Origin of the sequence: Micromonospora citrea (assembly GCF_900090315.1) — a bacterium.
GTDB lineage: Bacteria > Actinomycetota > Actinomycetes > Mycobacteriales > Micromonosporaceae > Micromonospora > Micromonospora citrea.
In genome coordinates, this window is the sequence record NZ_FMHZ01000002.1 from 978357 (window position 1) to 994065 (window position 15709).

Below are 15709 nucleotides of genomic sequence, written 5' to 3' on the forward strand. Positions count from 1 at the left end.
CCGAGGCGATCCGAACGAGGCGGACCAGGGTCGGAGCAGACCCTGCCAGGAGCCAGGGTCCAGGGGCCGAGGCGGGCCCAGGCGAGGCGGGGGCGGGCCCAGGCGAGGCGGGCCGAGGCGGGGGCGGGCCGAGGCGGGGGCGAGGCCAGGGCGGAGGTGAGGCGGGAGGCGGAATTGAGGGCGGAGGCGGGGCGGGAAGGGCGACGGGGACCGATTCGGCCCGCACGCCTGGACAACTACAGTTAACAATCCTAATAATTGTGCATCCGTCGATCCGACGGCCCCTCGTACCGGGAGGTCCGGATGCGCCGCCCCGCCCGAAGACTGCTGCTGGCCGCCGTCGCGGCCCTAGCCACCGCCACCGCCACGACCCTCGTCCTCGCCGCGCCGGCACGCGCCGCCGGCCCGACCGCCACCTTTGTCAAGACCGCCGACTGGGGCACCGGGTGGGAGGGGCGCTACACCGTCACCAACGGCGGCTCGTCGACCATCACCGGCTGGCAGGTCGCCTTCACCCTGCCGACGGGCACCACGCTCGGCTCGTACTGGGACGCCACGGTGACCAGCGTCGGCCAGCGGCACACGTTCACCAACCGCTCGTGGAACGGCACCGTCACCCCCGGCGCATCGGTGTCCTTCGGCTTCCTGGCCACCGGCTCCGGCTCCCCCACCGACTGCACGCTCAACGGCGCACCCTGCCTCGGCGGCACACCCACCGCGCCGCCGACCACCGCACCACCGACCACCGCACCACCGACCACCGCGCCGCCGACCACCGCACCACCGACCACTCCGCCGCCCACCACTCCCCCGACCGGCGGGCTGCCCCGGCACACGCTGATCGGCTACCTGCACGCCAGCTTCGCCAACGGCTCGGGCTACCTGCGGATGGCCGACGTGCCGGCCGACTGGGACATCGTCAACCTCGCCTTCGGCGAGCCCACCACGGCGACCTCGGGCGACATCCGGTTCCAACTCTGCCCGCCCGCCGAGTGCCCCGGCGTCGAGACCGAGGCCGAGTTCGTCGCGGCGATCCGCGCCAGGCAGGCGCAGGGCAAGAAGGTGCTGCTCTCCATCGGCGGGCAGAACGGCCAGGTCCAGCTCACCACGACCGCCGCGCGGGACACCTTCGTCCGGTCGGTGTCGGCCGTCATCGACCGGTACGGTCTGAACGGGCTGGACATCGACTTCGAGGGGCACTCGCTCTACCTGGACGCCGGCGACACCGACTTCCGCAACCCGACCACGCCGGTGGTCGTCAACCTGATCTCCGCGATCCGCACCCTCAAGCAGCGGTACGGGGCCGGCTTCGTGCTCACCATGGCGCCGGAGACGTTCTTCGTCCAGCTCGGCTACCAGTTCTACGGCTCGGGGCCGTGGGGCGGGCAGGACCCGCGCGCCGGGTCGTACCTGCCGGTGATCCACGCGCTGCGCGACGACATCACCGTGCTGCACGTGCAGGACTACAACTCCGGGCCGATCATGGGCCTCGACAACCAGTACCACACCATGGGCAGCGCGGACTTCCACATCGCGATGACGGACATGCTGCTGGCCGGCTTCCCGGTCGCCGGCAACCCCGACCGGTTCTTTCCGCCGCTGCGCGAGGACCAGGTCGCCTTCGGCGCGCCCTCCTCGCCCAGCGCGGGCAACGGGTACCTCGCCCCTGCCGGGGTGCAGGCCGCGGTGACCTGCCTCGTGCACGGGCAGGGCTGCGGGTCGTACGCGCCGCGCAGCGGCACCAACCCGGCGTTCCGAGGGCTGATGACCTGGTCGATCAACTGGGACCGGTTCTACGCCTGGGAGTTCCGCCTGCACCACGGCCCGTTCCTGCGGTCGCTGCCCTGACCCTGCCGGCGTCGTCCGGACGCACCCGGACGACGCCGGCGCCACGCGGTCGCCCGCCGGCCGGAAGCGCGCGCCGGCCCCGCCGCAACCCGCCCCCGAGGGTGAACTGCGTCCGTCCGGCCTGGTCCAGCGGCTGATCACAGCTTGCCACGGGACGGCTGCCGCCCGACCCTCAGCCGCTATACACGCCAGGTATACGCGATGTGTATAGTCGCGGCCATGTCGATCGGACAGACCTTCCTCGGCCTCCTGGAGGCCACCCCACGCCACGGCTACGACATCAAACGCCTCTACGACGAGCGCTTCGGCCACGCCCGGCCGCTCGCGTACGGGCAGGTCTACGCCACCCTCTCCCGACTGCTGCGCAGCGGCCTGGTCGAGGTGGAGGCGGTCGAGCCCGGCGAGGGCCCGGAGCGCAAGCGGTACGCGATCACCGACGCCGGCGTCACCGACGTGGAGCAGTGGCTGGCCCGCGCGGAGAAGCCCGAGCCGTACCTGCAGAGCGTCCTCTACACCAAGGTGGTGCTGGCCCTGCTCACCGGCCGCTCCGCCGCCGACCTGCTCGACGTGCAGCGCGGCGAGCACCTGCGGATGATGCGCGAGCTGACCCGCCGCAAGCGCGACGGCGACCTCGCCGAGCAGCTCATCTGCGACCACGCCCTGTTCCACCTCGAGGCCGACCTGCGCTGGCTGGAGCTGACCGCCGCCCGCCTCGACGAGCTCGCCGCGACGGTGCGGTCGTGAACGCGCCGCTGCTGGTCGCCGAGGACCTGCACCGCAGCTTCGGCCCGACCCGGGCGCTCGCCGGCGCCAGCCTGCGCGTGCACCCCGGCGAGGTGCTGGCCGTCATGGGCTCCTCGGGCTCCGGCAAGTCCACCCTGCTGCACTGTCTCGCCGGCATCGTCCGGCCCGACTCCGGCCGCGTGCTCTACGCCGGCCGTGACCTGGCCGCTTCCACCGACGCCGAGCGCAGCGCGCTGCGCCGCGAGGAGTTCGGTTTCGTCTTCCAGTTCGGCCAGCTCGTGCCCGAACTGACCTGCCTGGAGAACGTGGCGCTGCCGCTGCGGCTGGACCGGGTCGGCCGGCGCGAGGCCGAGCGGCGGGCCGCCGAGTGGCTGGACCGCCTGGAGGTCGCCGAGGTGGCCGGCAAGCGGCCCGGCGAGGTCTCAGGCGGGCAGGGGCAGCGGGTGGCGGTCGCCCGGGCGCTGGTCACCCGCCCCCGGGTGGTCTTCGCCGACGAGCCGACCGGCGCGCTCGACTCGCTCAACGGCGAGCGGGTGATGCGGCTGCTCACGGGCGCCGCCCGGGAGACCGGCGCGGCCGTGGTGCTGGTGACGCACGAGGCGCGCGTGGCCGCGTACTCCGATCGGGAGGTGGTGGTGCGCGACGGCCGCACCCGCGACCTGGAGGTCGCCGCGTGACGCGCCTGCGCCACGGCGCGGCGGACCTCGCGATGGGCGCGCGGATGGCCTTCACCGGCGGCCGGGACGGGTGGCTGCGGGCCGTGCTCACCGCGGTCGGCGTCGGCGTCGGGGTGGCGATGCTCCTGCTCGCCGCCGCCGTGCCCGGCGCGCTGGACGCCCGCGAGGCGCGCGGCGACGCCCGCGACGACCTGCGGATGGGCGAGCCGATCCCCGCCGCCGCGAACACCCTGCTGGTCCGCTACGCCGACACGGAGTTCCGGGGGCAGCCGGTGCGCGGCCGGGTGCTGCGACCCGAGGGCCCGGCGGCGCCCGCACCGCCGGGCGTGGCGGCGCTGCCCCGCGCGGGCGAGGTGGTCGTCTCCCCCGCGCTGCGGGACCTGCTCGACTCCGCCGACGGCGCGCTGCTCACGCCCCGGTTGGGCGGAGCCCGCGTCACCGGGATCATCGGCGACGAGGGCCTGGCGGGCCCCCGCGAGCTGGCCTTCTACCTGGGCAGCGACCGGTTGAGCGTGGCGGACGGCGCGACCCGGCTCGACGCGTTCGGCGGCGGGCTGCCCGGTGAGCCGTTCGGGCCCGTGCTGATGGTGCTGGTGGTCGTCATCTTCGTGGTCCTGCTGTTGCCCATCGCGGTGTTCCTCGGCGCGGCGGTGCGCTTCGGCGGCGAGCGGCGCGACCGGCGGCTGGCCGCGCTGCGGCTGGTCGGCGCCGACGCCGCGATGGTCCGCCGGATCGCCGCCGGGGAGGCCGCCGCCGGCGCGTTGCTCGGCGTCGCGGCCGGCGGCGTGTTCTTCGCGCTCGGCCGGCAGGTGGTGCCGCTGGTCACCCTGATGGACCTCAGCGTGTACGCGGGCGACGTTCGCCCGCCGCTGCCGCTGGTCGCCGCCGTGGTGGTGGCGGTGCTGGCGCTCGCCGTCGTGGTGACGCTGGTGTCGATGCGTGCCGTGCTGATCGAGCCGCTCGGGGTGACCCGGCGGGCGACGCCGGTGCGCCGGCGGTTGGCGTGGCGGCTGCTGTTGCCGGCCGCCGGGCTCGGCCTGCTGCTGGCCGGCGCCGCCGACGTCGCGCCGCTGGGCGCCGAGCGGCAGACCGCGGCCGGCGCGGTGCTGCTGCTGGTCGGCGTGGTCACCCTGCTGCCGTGGCTGACCGACCTGCTGGTACGCCGGCTGCGCGGTGGCCCGGTGTCGTGGCAGCTCGCGGTGCGCCGCATCCAGCTCGACAGCGCCGCCTCGGCGCGCCTGGTCAACGGCATCGCGGTCGCGGTGGCGGGCACCATCGGGCTGCAGATGCTCTTCGCCGGCGTCGCCGACCGGTTCACCTTCGACACCGGGCAGGACACCTCCCGGGGGCAGGTGCAGGTGCAGTTCCCGGCCGGCGCGGGCGCCGCCGCCGCGCTGGACCGGCTGGCCGCCGCGCCCGGCGTCACCCGCAGCAACACCACCCTGGTGACCGTGGTCGGGGTCACCGGCAGCGACAGCCACGCCGACCTGCGGATCGGTGACTGCGCCGAGCTGGCCGACTTCGCGCTGATCGACCGGTGCGCCGACGGCGACGTCTTCCTGGTGCGGGACGACACGGCCCCGCAGACGGGCATCGGTCCGGGCGCGACCGTCACGGTGCCGGACGTCGCCGGGTCGGTCTGGACGGTCCCCCGGGACGCACGGGAGGCGCCGATCCGCGCCGACCCCGCCGGCCACCGGCAGACCACCGTGCTCGCCACGCCCGGCGCGGCCGACGCCGCCCGGCTGGGCCCGCTGCGCGGTGACGCGTACCTGCGGCTCGCGCCGGACCGGCCGGACGCCGTGGAGCACGTCCGCAACGTCGCCGCCGCGGCCGACCCGTTCTCCTCGGTCCTCACCCTGACCGAGACCAGGCAGGCCGACAGGTTCGTCAACATCACGCGCGGCCTCTACATCGGCGCGGTGGTCACCCTGCTGCTGATCGGGGCCAGCATGCTGATCGGCGTGCTGGAGCAGCTCCGGGAACGCCGTCGGCTGCTGGCGATGCTGGTCGCGGTGGGCACCCGGCGCGGCACGCTGAGCTGGTCGGTGCTGTGGCAGACCGCCGTGCCGGTGGTGATCGGGCTCGTCCTGGCGGTCGCCTTCGGGCTGGGGCTGGGCGCGGTGCTGCTGCGCATGGTGCAGGTCCCGGTCACGGTCGCCTGGCCGGCGCTCGGCATCTCCACCGCCCTCGGCGCGGCGGTGATGCTGCTGGTCACCGGGCTCAGCCTGCCGACGCTGTGGCGACTGACCCGGCCGGACGGCATCCGCACCGAGTGATCCCTGGCGTGCCCGGGTCACGGCATTCGCACGAGGCATGCCGTGACCCGGCCGGGCGGCATCCGCACCGGGTGGACCGTGGCCCGCTCCGGCCGGCAACCGGGTCAGGTCAGCCGTGGCCCGGCCGGAACGCGTCCGCACCGGCCGGGCCACGGCGCCCTGACGGGCCGGCGGTCGTGCGGGGCCGGTTCAGGTCGGCGGGGGCGGCGGCTCGACGCGGGCGAGCAGCTCGGCCAGGTGCACGGCTCGGACGGCCGACCGACGCCGGCGCAGCCCGGTGCGCAACTGCCGTAGGCACCCCGGGTTGACGGCCACCACCAGGTCCACCCCGGCGGCCTCGATCTCGTCGAGCTTCGCGTCCAGGATCCGCCGCGACTCCCTGGGCCGCAGCAGCGAGTACGTGCCGGCGGCCCCGCAGCAGGCGGCCGCCGAGGGCAGCTCGACGTAGTCGGCGACCTGGCGCAGCAGCGCCCGCGGCTCGGCGAAGACACCGAGGCCGTTGCGCAGGTGGCAGGAGTCCTGGAGGGCCACCCGGGCGCGTCGACCGGCCACCCGCAGCTCGACGCCGGCGGGCCGGGCGGCGAGCCAGGTGGACAGTTCCCGCACCCGGTCCCGGCCCAGCACCGAGGCGAGGTGCGCCGCGCAGCCGCCGGAGGTGGTGACGATCGTGCCCGGCAGCTCCGCGCCGAGGCGCCGGGCCATCCGCTCGCCACCGGCCAGGTCGCCGTTGTGCGCGTGCAGCGCGCCGCAGCAGCCCTGCGCGGTCGGTGCCGCCAGCGCCGGGTCGAGGGCCCGCGCGGCCCGGCTGACCGCCGGGAAGAGAACCCGCTCGAAGCAGCCGAGCATCAACTGCGCCTCCGGCCCGGACACGTTGGCGCCGACCGGACCACCGGTCGCCGCCGGTGCCGCCACAGTGGGAGCGGGACCGCCGGCGGTCCGCGCGACGGGCGGGGTGGCCGGGGGAACCGGCGGTGCGGGTGACGATGGAGCTGACGCCGGTGACGACGCGGGCCACGCGGCCGATGCGGGTGACGACGCGGCCGGCGGGGTGGCGGCCGGGCCGTGGGCGGCGCGGCGGAGCAGGCCGAGCAGGCGCAGCAGCCGGCGCTGCTCGGCGAACAGCATCAGCGCACGCGCGAGCAGCGGCCGTCGCCGGCCGCGCCACTGGTGCACCCGCCACTGCTCCAGCAGGCTGCCGTACTCGACGCCGGCCGGACAGACCGGCTCGCAGGCGCGGCAGCCCAGGCAGAACGAGGACTGCTCGGCCAGCGTGTCGTCGTCCGGAGGCAGGGTGCCGTCCTGCAACGCCCGCATCAGCGTGATCCGGCCGCGCGGCGAGGACGCCTCGTCGCCGGTCATCGCGTACGTGGGGCAGGCCGGCAGGCAGAAGCCGCAGGAGATGCAGCGGGACAACTGCTCCGGCTCGAACACGTCGCCCGTCATGAACCCAGCTTTCCGGGGTTGAGGATGCCCGCCGGGTCGAAGGCGGTCTTGATCCGCCGCAGCAGGGCGAGCTGGTCGTCGCCGAGCCGGGCGGCCAGGAACGGCAGCTTGGCCGCGCCGACCCCGTGCTCGCCGGTGATGGTGCCGCCGAGGTCGAGGGCGGCGGCGAAGACGTCGGCGAAGGCCGCCTCGGCGCGGCGTACGGCGTCGTGGTCGTCGGCGGAGTCGAGGACGCAGGTGGGGTGCAGGTTGCCGTCCCCGGCGTGGCCGAAGGTGGCGATGGCGACGCCGTGCCGGTCGGCGATCGCGTCGATCCGGTCGACCATCTCGGCGATCCTCGGCCGGGGCACGGTCGCGTCCTCCAGGATGGTCACCCCGCCCCGGCGGGACAGGGCCGGCAACGCGCAGCGGCGCGCGGCCAGCAGCGCCTCGGCCTGGGCGACCTCGCGGGCGGTGGTGACCTCCACCGCGCCGGCCTCGACGCAGGCCGCGCCGATGCGGTCCAGGTGGGTGGCGACCAGGTCCGGCGGGCCGTCGTCGCCGAAGAGCAGCAGCGCCCCGGCGTCGGCGCGCAGCCCCAGGTGGGCGAAGTCCTCGACCGCCGTGATGCAGGCCCGGTCGAGGAACTCCAGGGTCGCCGGGACCACGCCGGCCCGGATCACGCGGGCGACGGCCTGCCCCGCCTCGGCGAGCGTCGGGAAGTACGCCACCCCGGTGTTGGTCGCCGCCGGGGCGGGCAGCAGTGCCACGGTCGCCTCGGTGATCACCGCGAGGGTGCCCTCGGAGCCGGTGAGCAGCCGGGTCAGGTCGTAGCCGGCGACGTCCTTCCACAGCCGGCCGCCGGTGCGGATCACCTCGCCGGTGGGCAGCACCGCCTCCAGACCGAGCACGTAGTTGCGGGTCACGCCGTACTTCAGGCCGCGCAGTCCGCCGGCGCAGGTGGCGATGGTGCCGCCGACGGTGGCGACGGTGCGGCTGCCCGGGTCGGGCGCCCAGAGCAGGCCCCGCGCCGCGGCGGCGTCGGCCAGCGCGGCGCTGGTCACGCCGGGCTGCACCCGGGCGAGCAGTTCGTCGGCGCTGACCTCCAGGACGGCGTCGAGCCGGGTCAGCACCAGGACGATCCCGCCGCGCAGCGGCACCGTCGCCGCGCACAGGTTGGAGCCGGCGCCGCGCGGCACCACCGGGACCCGGTGCCGGGTGGCCAGGGCCAGCACGGCGGCGACCTCGGCCGTGTCGGCCGGGAACACCACCGCGTCGGGCCGGTGGGAGAAGAGCGGTGTGGCGTCCCGGGCGTACGCCACCAGGTCGCCGGCCGCGTCGTGCACGTGCGACGGGCCGACGATGCCGCGCAGCTCGGCGAGGACGGTCGCGGACAGCGCCATGCCAGCCCTTCCCGGCGCGCCGGTCGCGCCCGTAGATTTCTTCCGGCTGCCGACCGATGCCCGGCGACAGTTTTCAACCGGATCATAGAGAGCCGGGCCGGCCAGGTGAAGACGCCGCCGTGGCCGGCGGTTCCGACGGCCCCGCGCCGACCGGGCCCGGCGAGCCGGTGGGGACCCCGACCGCCGTCAGGCGACGTGGCGCAGGTAGCCGGCGAGCGAGGCGTCCAGCACCTCACGGCCGGGGCGCGCCCACACCTCGGCGGAGAAGACCTCCACCTCGACCGGCCCGGTGTAGCCGGCCGCGTCGACGGCCTCCCGCAGGCGGCGCAGCTCGATGCAGCCGTCGCCGGGCAGCGCCCGACCGAGCAGCACCCCCTCGGGCAGCGGGGTGACCCAGTCGCAGACCTGGAAGGCGGCGATCCGCGCCCCGGCACGGGCGATCTGCGCGTACACGGTGTCGTCCCACCACACGTGGTACGCGTCGACCACCACGCCGACGACGCCCGGGTCGAACCGTTCGGCGATGTCGAGCGCCTGGCCGAGGGTGGACACCACGCAGCGGTCGGCGCAGAACATCGGGTGCAGCGGCTCGATCGCCAGGGTCACCCCGGCCGCCGCGGCGTGCGGGGCCAGCTCGGCGATCGCGTCGGCGACCCGGCGGCGGGCGTCGTCGACGTCGCGGCTGCCCGGCGGCAGCCCGCCGGAGACCAGCACCAGCACCGGCGCGCCGAGGGCGGCGGCCTCCTCGACGGCGCGCAGGTTGTCGTCCCGCCAGTCGTCGGCGGTGAAGAACCCGCCCCGGCACAGCGAGGTGACCGCGAGGCCGGCGTCGCGGACCAGCCCGGCGGCGCGGGCCAGCCCGTGCGCGGCCACCGGCTCGCGCCACAGCCCGATCCCGGGCACCCCCGCCTCGACGCAGCCGGCGACCACCTCGGGCAGCGGCCAGTGCTGCGCGGTGGCCTGGTTGAACGAGAACCGCCGCAGGGCGTCCGCTCGCCGTGGACCGACCGCCCCCGCCGGATCAGCCGCACCCGCCGGGCCGACCGCGGTCACCGGGTCACCCCCGCGACGGTGAAGAAGGCACGGGCGCGGGCGGCGGCCAGGTCGGCGTCGGGCAGCAGCCCGGCCGCGTCGGCGAGGGTGAGCAGGGTCGCCAGGTGCGCGGGCGAGCGGCCGGACTGCGCCCCGCCGACCATCGTGAAGTGCTCCTGGTGGCCGGCGAGCCAGGCCAGGAAGACGATCCCGGTCTTGTAGTGCCAGGTGGGCGCCGCGAAGAGGTGCCGGGCCAGCGGCACGGTCGGCGCGAACATCTCGTCGTACGCCGCCAGGTCGCCCCGGTCCAGCGCGGCCAGCGCGGCGGCGGCGGCCGGGGCGATCGCGGCGAACACCCCGAGCAGCGCGTCGGAGTGGCCGGCGGCGTCGCCCCGGATCAACTCGGGATAGTGGAAGTCGTCGCCGGTGTAGAGGCGTACCCCCGCCGGCAGCCGGCGGCGCAGCGCCACCTCGCGGCCGGCGTCGAGCAGCGACACCTTGATCCCGTCCACCCGGCCGGCGTGGGCCTCGACCAGCTCGACGACGGTGTCGGCGGCCCGGTCCAGGTCAGCCGAGCCCCAGTAGCCGGTCAGCGCCGGGTCGAACATCGGGCCGAGCCAGTGCAGCACCACCGGCTGGTCGGCGGCGGCCAGCAGCTCCGCGTACACCCGCAGGTAGTCCTCGGGGCCGCTGGCGGCGGCGGCCAGGTGACGGCTGCACATCAGCACCGGGCGGGCGCCGGCGGCCTGCACGTCGTCGAGCTGCTCGCGGTAGGCGCGGGTGACCTCGGCGAGGGTGGCCGGGCCCGGCGGGAGCTGGTCGGTGTTGACCCCGGCGACGATCCGGCCGCCGGCCGCGCGGGCCTCGGCGGCGCTGCGCCGGACCAGCTCCCGGGTCGCCGGGTAGTCCAGGCCCATGCCGCGCTGGGCGGTGTCCATCGCCTCGGCCACCCCGAAGCCGTACGACCACAGGTGGTGCCGGAACGCCAGGGTGCGGTCCCAGTCGAGGGCGGCCGGGGCGCCCGGGACGTTCTCGGCGGTCGGGTCGGCGACCACGTGCGCGGCGGCGTACGCGATCCGGCTGGCCGGCGGACCGGCGGGGCGCGGGAAGCCGGCGCCCCCGGTCAGCCGGTGCCGCCGCCCGCCCGGCAGCGACACCTCCGTCCCGACGGTGGCGGGCGCGCTCACAGCTCCAGCTCCGGGACGTCGAGCCGGGCGCCCTCGCGGGCCGAGCGCAGGCCCAGCTCGGCCAGCTGCACGCCGCGCGCGCCGGCCAGGAAGTCCCACGGGAACGGCTCGTCGGCGACGACGTGCCGCAGGAACGCCTCCCACTGCACCTTGAAGCCGTTGTCGAACTCCTCGTTGTCCGGCACCTCGGTCCACTGCGCCCGGAAGTCCTCGGTGACCGGCAGGTCCGGGTTCCACACCGGCTTCGGGGTGACCGCCCGGTGCTGCACGCGGCAGCCGCGCAGGCCGGCGACCGCGCTGCCCTCGGTGCCGTCGACCTGGAACTCGACGAGCTCGTCGCGGTGCACCCGGACGCACCAGGAGGAGTTGAGCTGGGCCACCACGCCGCCGTCGAGCTCGAAGATGCCGTACGCGGCGTCGTCGGCGGTCGCCGGGTAGGCCCGCCCGGCCTCGTCCACCCGCTGCGGGACGTGGGTGGCGGTGACGCAGGAGACCGTCCGCACCCGGCCGAAGAGCTCCTCCAGCACGTAGTGCCAGTGCGGGAACATGTCCACGACGATGCCGCCGCCGTCCTCGGCCCGGTAGTTCCAGGACGGGCGCTGGGCGGGCTGCCAGTCGCCCTCGAACACCCAGTAGCCGAACTCGCCGCGTACCGACAGGATCCGGCCGAAGAAGCCGCCGTCGACGAGCCGCTTGAGCTTGCGCAGCCCGGGCAGGAAGAGCTTGTCCTGCACCACCCCGGTCCGGACCCCCGCCGCGCGGGCCGCGCGGGCCAGGTCGAGCGCGCCGACGGTGTCCTCGGCCAGCGGCTTCTCGGTGTAGATGTGCTTGCCGGCCTCGATGGCCCGGCGGATCGCCTTCTCCCGCTGCTGGGTGACCTGCGCGTCGAAGTAGACCTCCACGTCGTCGCGGGCCAGCGCGGCGGTCAGGTCGGTGGTCCAGTCGGTCAGCCCGTGCCGCTCGGCGACCTCGCGCAGCCTGGCCTCACTGCGGCCGACCAGTACGGGTTCGGGCCAGACGGTCGTGCCGTCGGCCAGCGGCACGCCGCCCTGCTCGCGGATGGCGAGCAGGGAACGCACCAGGTGTTGGCGGTAGCCCATCCGGCCGGTGACGCCGTTGACGATGATGCCGATCGACCTGCGGGTCATGGTGACTCCTTCCCTCCGCGGGGCGGCCTCCGGCCTGCGACGGCGGCGGACGGCGGCCCCTCCTCCACGCCCGCGCCGTCGTCGCGGGGACCGGCGGGTCGGGGCGTCAGGCAAACGCTTTCCCGGGCAGCGTAGGGAACCGTCGTCGGCCAGGCAAGGGCTTTCCTCGCCGCGCTTCCGGCCGCCCGTCGCGAGCGGCCGGAACGACGCGGGGCAGCGCGGCGGGAAAGGCCTTTCTCTGCGGTACGGTGTGTCGGTCGGCCGGCGATGCGGGGGCGCGGCCGTCGAGTGCGACCGAGGGGGGCGGCAGTGGCGACCCTGTCCGACGTGGCCCGGCGGGCGGGGGTCTCGCCCGCGACCGCCTCACGGGTGATCAACGGCAGCAGCAAGCCGGTCACCGACGAGCTGCGTGAGCGGGTGCTGCGGGCCGTCGCCGAGCTGCGGTACGTGCCGAACGCGCACGCCCAGCTCCTGGCCCGCGCGCACCGCACGGCGGTGGGCGTCATCGTGCACGACGTCTCCGACCCGTACTTCGCCGAGATCACCCGGGGGCTGCAACGGGTCGCCACCGACCGGGGGCGGCTGCTGATGATCTGCAACAGCTACCGCGACCCGGAGCGCGAGCTGGAGTACGTCGAGCTGCTGCGCGGCCAGCAGGTCGCCGCGATCATCCTGGCCGGCTCCGGCTACCACGACGCCGAGTTCACCCGCCTGCTCAACGACAAGCTCGCCGCGTACGAGGCGACCGGCGGCCGGGTGGCGGTCATCGGCCGGCACGAGCACTCCGGCGACGCGGTGATGCCGGACAATCGCGCCGGCGGCCGGTTGATCGGCACGGAGCTGTGCGAGCTGGGCCACCGGGCGATCGGCGTGGTGGCCGGGCCGGCGGTGCTCACCACCACCACCGACCGCCTCGCCGGGCTGCGGGAGGCCCTCGCCGCGTACGGGCGCAGCCTGCCCGAGCACCGCCTCCGCCACGCCGAGTTCGACCGCGACGGGGGCGCCGCCGCGACCGCCGCCCTGCTCGACGCCGATCCGGAGCTGACCGCCGTGGTGGCGCTCAACGACTCGATGGCGATCGGCGCGCTGGCGACCCTGCGCGCCCGCTCGGTGGCCGTGCCGGGGCAGGTGTCGGTCGTCGGCTTCGACGACATGCCCATCGCCCGGGACGTGACCCCCGCGTTGACGACCGTGCGGCTGCCGCTGGTCGAGATGGGCGTCCGCGCCATGTCGCTGGCCCTCGACCCCGGCGCGCCCTCGCCCCGGGTCGAGGTGCTCCCCGCCGAGGTGGTGCGCCGCGACAGCGCCGGTTCGGCGCCCGAGGTCACCCCGGTGCGCCCCCGACCGGCCGCAACCGCCGCGCCGACCGGCTCCCGGCCGCCGCGAGCCAGCGACGGGGCTCGGCCATCGCGGCCGACCGCCCGCCCGCCAGCGTCGTGAGGTCCTCCGCCGCCACGACCGGGGGCGGCGGGGGCGCGGCCACCTCGCCGGCCACCAGGTGGACCGGGACGCCGGCGGCGCGCGCGACGTCCAGCACGTGCCCGACGAGCTTGCCCCGGGTGGACTGGTCGTCGAAGCGGCCCTCGCCGGTGAGCACCAGGTCGGCGTCGGCGAGCGCGGCCGGCAGCCCGGCGACCTCGGCGATCGTCGCGGCGCCGGCGACCAGGTCGGCCCCCCAGGCGGCGGCGAGCCCGTAGCCGGTGCCGCCGGCAGCCCCGGCGCCGGGCTGGTCGGGCCGGCCGCCCAGCAACTCCGCCAGCCGGCGCAGCCCCGCCTCCAGCCGGTGGACGTCCCCGGCGGAGGCGCCCTTCTGCGGAGCGAACTGACGGGCGGCCCCGGCCGGCCCGAGCAGCGGCGCGGTCACGTCGACCAGGCAGGTCACCCCGCCGGGCGGGGGCGGCGGCAGCCCGGCGAGGTCGACCGAGGCCAGTCGGGACAGGGCGCCGCCACCGGGCGGCAGGTCGCGGCCCTCGGCGTCGCGCAGCCGTACGCCCAACGCCCGCAGCGCGCCGGCGCCCCCGTCGGTGCTCGCGGAGCCGCCGAGGGCGACCAGCAGCCGGCGGGTGGCCGGGTCGGCCAGCGCGGCGGCCGTCAGCTCGCCGGTGCCGTGGGTGCCCGCGCCCAGGGCGTCGGGCCGGGCCGCCAGCGGCAGGCCGCTGGCGGCGGCGAGCTCGACGACGGCCGTGCCGTCGGGCAACAGCAGCCAACCCGCGCGCACGGGTCGGCCGTCCGGCCCGGTCACCTGGGCCGGCCGCCAGCGGGCCCCGGGATGCGCCGCGGCGAGCACGGCGCAGCTCCCCTCGCCCCCGTCGGCCAGCGGCAGCAGCCGGACCTCGTCGTCGGGCCGCTCCCGCCGCCAGCCCTCGGCGACGGCGGCCGCCGCGTCCCGCGCCGGGACGCTGCCCTTGAACGAGTCGGGGGCGACCACCACCCGCATCCGCACCGCTCCCCCTCCCCCGCCGAGCCCGGCCACCGGCCCGGCGGTCCGCGCGCCACGCGGCCGTCCCGCCCCCGCGCCACGAGACGGGAAAGCGCTTGCCCACGCAGTCTAGGGAGGCGGCCACGAGTCGGCAACGGCCGTGCCGGTGAGGACGCTCCGGTCGGCTCGGCCCGCACTAGATGATGAAGTGGGTCCAGTAGGCGAGCCAGACGACGAAGAGCGCCCCCTGCAGGAGCGCGAGGGCGGCGGTCAGCCAGGCGTCGGCGGTGGCGTGCCGGGCCCAGCGGGCCAGCACCAGGCCGACCGGAAACACGGCGAGCAGGTAGCGCAGCAGGCTCTTGTAGACCGGCGGACCCATCGACAGCGGCACCAGGACCATGATCAGCCCGTACGCGAGATAGGGCAGCCCGAGCCGGCGCGCGCCCGCGAGCAGGACCACCAGCACCACGACGGCGACCCACACCCGCAGGGCGTCCCGGGTCGGGGCGTCGGTCAGGCCGTGCCACAGCACCGCGAGCGGGTTCTGCACGGAGATGCCCCAGCCCTTCTCCTGGGCGTGCTTGTAGGCGAACCAGTCGCCGCTCTGCCACCGGCAGAACGCCATGAAGCTCAGCCAGCCGGCGGGCACCAGCACCAGCGGCCACCCGACGCGGACGTACGTCCACAGCGCGCGCGGGCCCGCCCGGTAGCCGTGCTGCCGCAGCAGCACCAGGGCCAGCGGGAGCACCACGAAGAACCCGACCGAGCGGCTCAGCGCCAGGAAGAACCCCACGACGCCGACCAGCAGCCACCGGCGTCGCTCGGCGTAGTGGAAGGCGGCGAGCGCCAGGCAGAGGAAGAGCGACTCGGTCAACGCCGCCTGGAACAGGAACGCCGCCGGCAGCAGCACCAGGTAGCGCACGAACCGGCGGGCCGACGCGTCGTCGCCGAGCAGCCGCTCGCCCAGCCGGTGGGCGTAGAAAAGCATCAGCAGGAAGGCGACGTTGGCGACGAGCAGCAGCGCCAGCGCGGTGTCCCCACCCAGCAGCGGGGCCAGCGGCCGGGCCAGGAACGGATAGAGCAGGGGGAAGCCGAAGTCCCGCCACGGTTCGTCGAGCGGGAGCCGGGCCAGGTGGTCGTAGAGGAACGAGTCCCACGCGAACCAGAGGTGCAGCCAGCGGCGCCCGGAGATCGCCCGCTGCTGCTCGCGCATCGTCGTCTCGTCCGGCGGCGGCGCCCACGGCACCTCGTCGAAGGCGCTCAGCGCGAGCACCCCGACCCCGCTGAGCACGACCTTCGTACCGACGAAGACGCCCACCACGAACAGCCACGGCGCCGGCACCCGGCCGGCGGCCCGCGCGGCGGCGCGCCGCAGGTCGTCGCCGCGCCCGGCGAGCCCGGCGGACAGGCGCGCGGCGCGCCGCCGTCCCTGCCCGACGGCCCGCCACCTGTGCATCAGTACGTCTCCCGATCCGGCCGCCCGAACGGTGCCACATCCCCGTTCCGCGCCGGTTGACACGTCGCCGCCGGCGCGGCGGTGCGACCGCGCC

Annotated in this window: 12 protein-coding genes; 5 read left to right on the forward strand and 7 right to left on the reverse strand. The window is 76.2% G+C overall.

Annotation, left to right across the window (positions count from 1 at the left end; genetic code table 11):
- Positions 1 to 324 precede the first annotated feature (324 nt).
- From GA0070606_RS04655 to GA0070606_RS04670, 4 genes are all read left to right on the forward strand, one after another.
- Positions 325 to 1848 (forward strand): chitinase, encoded by a 1524-nt coding sequence (locus tag GA0070606_RS04655; protein WP_091107291.1) that lies wholly within the window; start codon positions 325 to 327, stop codon positions 1846 to 1848.
- A gap of 219 nt (positions 1849 to 2067) precedes the next feature.
- Complete coding sequence (locus GA0070606_RS04660) at positions 2068 to 2592, forward strand: PadR family transcriptional regulator (protein WP_091095386.1); 525 nt, start codon at positions 2068 to 2070, stop codon at positions 2590 to 2592.
- A complete protein-coding gene (locus tag GA0070606_RS04665) occupies positions 2589 to 3269 on the forward strand; it encodes an ABC transporter ATP-binding protein (protein WP_091095388.1) in 681 nt (226 codons plus the stop codon). Before GA0070606_RS04660 ends, GA0070606_RS04665 begins: the two co-directional genes overlap by 4 nt.
- A complete protein-coding gene (locus GA0070606_RS04670) occupies positions 3266 to 5548 on the forward strand; it encodes an ABC transporter permease (protein ID WP_218105978.1) in 2283 nt (760 codons plus the stop codon). Before GA0070606_RS04665 ends, GA0070606_RS04670 begins: the two co-directional genes overlap by 4 nt.
- Before the next feature lie 189 nt (positions 5549 to 5737).
- Here the strand turns inward: GA0070606_RS04670 and GA0070606_RS04675 are convergent, their stop codons facing one another.
- The 5 genes from GA0070606_RS04675 to GA0070606_RS04700 form a co-directional block, all read right to left on the reverse strand.
- Complete coding sequence (locus GA0070606_RS04675) at positions 5738 to 6991, reverse strand: (Fe-S)-binding protein (protein ID WP_218105979.1); 1254 nt, start codon at positions 6989 to 6991, stop codon at positions 5738 to 5740.
- Entirely contained in the window at positions 6988 to 8373 is a 1386-nt protein-coding gene (locus GA0070606_RS04685) for an FAD-binding oxidoreductase (protein ID WP_091095390.1), read from the reverse strand. The genes GA0070606_RS04675 and GA0070606_RS04685 overlap by 4 nt, the downstream gene beginning before the upstream one ends.
- Positions 8374 to 8559: 186 nt before the next feature.
- Positions 8560 to 9357, reverse strand: coding sequence for a sugar phosphate isomerase/epimerase family protein (locus GA0070606_RS04690; RefSeq protein ID WP_091107297.1), 798 nt, complete (start codon positions 9355 to 9357; stop codon positions 8560 to 8562).
- Between the two features lie 65 nt (positions 9358 to 9422).
- The gene (locus GA0070606_RS04695; RefSeq protein ID WP_218105980.1) at positions 9423 to 10592 is read right to left on the reverse strand and encodes a dihydrodipicolinate synthase family protein; all 1170 of its coding nucleotides are present in this window, start codon (positions 10590 to 10592) and stop codon (positions 9423 to 9425) included.
- Positions 10589 to 11740 (reverse strand): Gfo/Idh/MocA family protein, encoded by a 1152-nt coding sequence (locus GA0070606_RS04700; RefSeq protein ID WP_091095392.1) that lies wholly within the window; start codon positions 11738 to 11740, stop codon positions 10589 to 10591. Before GA0070606_RS04700 ends, GA0070606_RS04695 begins: the two co-directional genes overlap by 4 nt.
- Before the next feature lie 309 nt (positions 11741 to 12049).
- Between GA0070606_RS04700 and GA0070606_RS04705 the strand changes: the two genes are divergently transcribed.
- Positions 12050 to 13180 carry a LacI family DNA-binding transcriptional regulator gene (locus GA0070606_RS04705; protein ID WP_091095394.1) on the forward strand — a complete coding sequence of 377 codons (1131 nt, stop codon included), beginning with the start codon at positions 12050 to 12052 and terminating at the stop codon, positions 13178 to 13180.
- On the opposite strand, the gene GA0070606_RS04710 is transcribed toward GA0070606_RS04705, so the two are convergent.
- Together GA0070606_RS04710 and GA0070606_RS04715 are read right to left on the reverse strand one after the other, a co-directional pair.
- Positions 13065 to 14177 (reverse strand): glycerate kinase, encoded by a 1113-nt coding sequence (locus GA0070606_RS04710; protein WP_091095396.1) that lies wholly within the window; start codon positions 14175 to 14177, stop codon positions 13065 to 13067. The two genes, GA0070606_RS04705 and GA0070606_RS04710, sit on opposite strands and share 116 nt — an antisense overlap.
- A 178-nt stretch (positions 14178 to 14355) precedes the next feature.
- Positions 14356 to 15615 carry a hypothetical protein gene (locus GA0070606_RS04715; RefSeq protein ID WP_176737236.1) on the reverse strand — a complete coding sequence of 420 codons (1260 nt, stop codon included), beginning with the start codon at positions 15613 to 15615 and terminating at the stop codon, positions 14356 to 14358.
- Between the last annotated feature and the right edge of the window lie 94 nt (positions 15616 to 15709).

Bases quoted from the DNA above. Each gene is read 5' to 3' on its own strand.
- GA0070606_RS04660 (WP_091095386.1), top strand. From the start codon at position 2,068: ATGTCGATCGGACAGACCTTCCTCGGCCTCCTGGAGGCCACCCCACGC.
- GA0070606_RS04675 (WP_218105979.1), bottom strand. From the start codon at position 6,991: ATGACGGGCGACGTGTTCGAGCCGGAGCAGTTGTCCCGCTGCATCTCC.
- GA0070606_RS04685 (WP_091095390.1), bottom strand. From the start codon at position 8,373: ATGGCGCTGTCCGCGACCGTCCTCGCCGAGCTGCGCGGCATCGTCGGC.
- GA0070606_RS04700 (WP_091095392.1), bottom strand. From the start codon at position 11,740: ATGACCCGCAGGTCGATCGGCATCATCGTCAACGGCGTCACCGGCCGG.
- GA0070606_RS04710 (WP_091095396.1), bottom strand. From the start codon at position 14,177: ATGCGGGTGGTGGTCGCCCCCGACTCGTTCAAGGGCAGCGTCCCGGCG.
- GA0070606_RS04715 (WP_176737236.1), bottom strand. From the start codon at position 15,615: ATGCACAGGTGGCGGGCCGTCGGGCAGGGACGGCGGCGCGCCGCGCGC.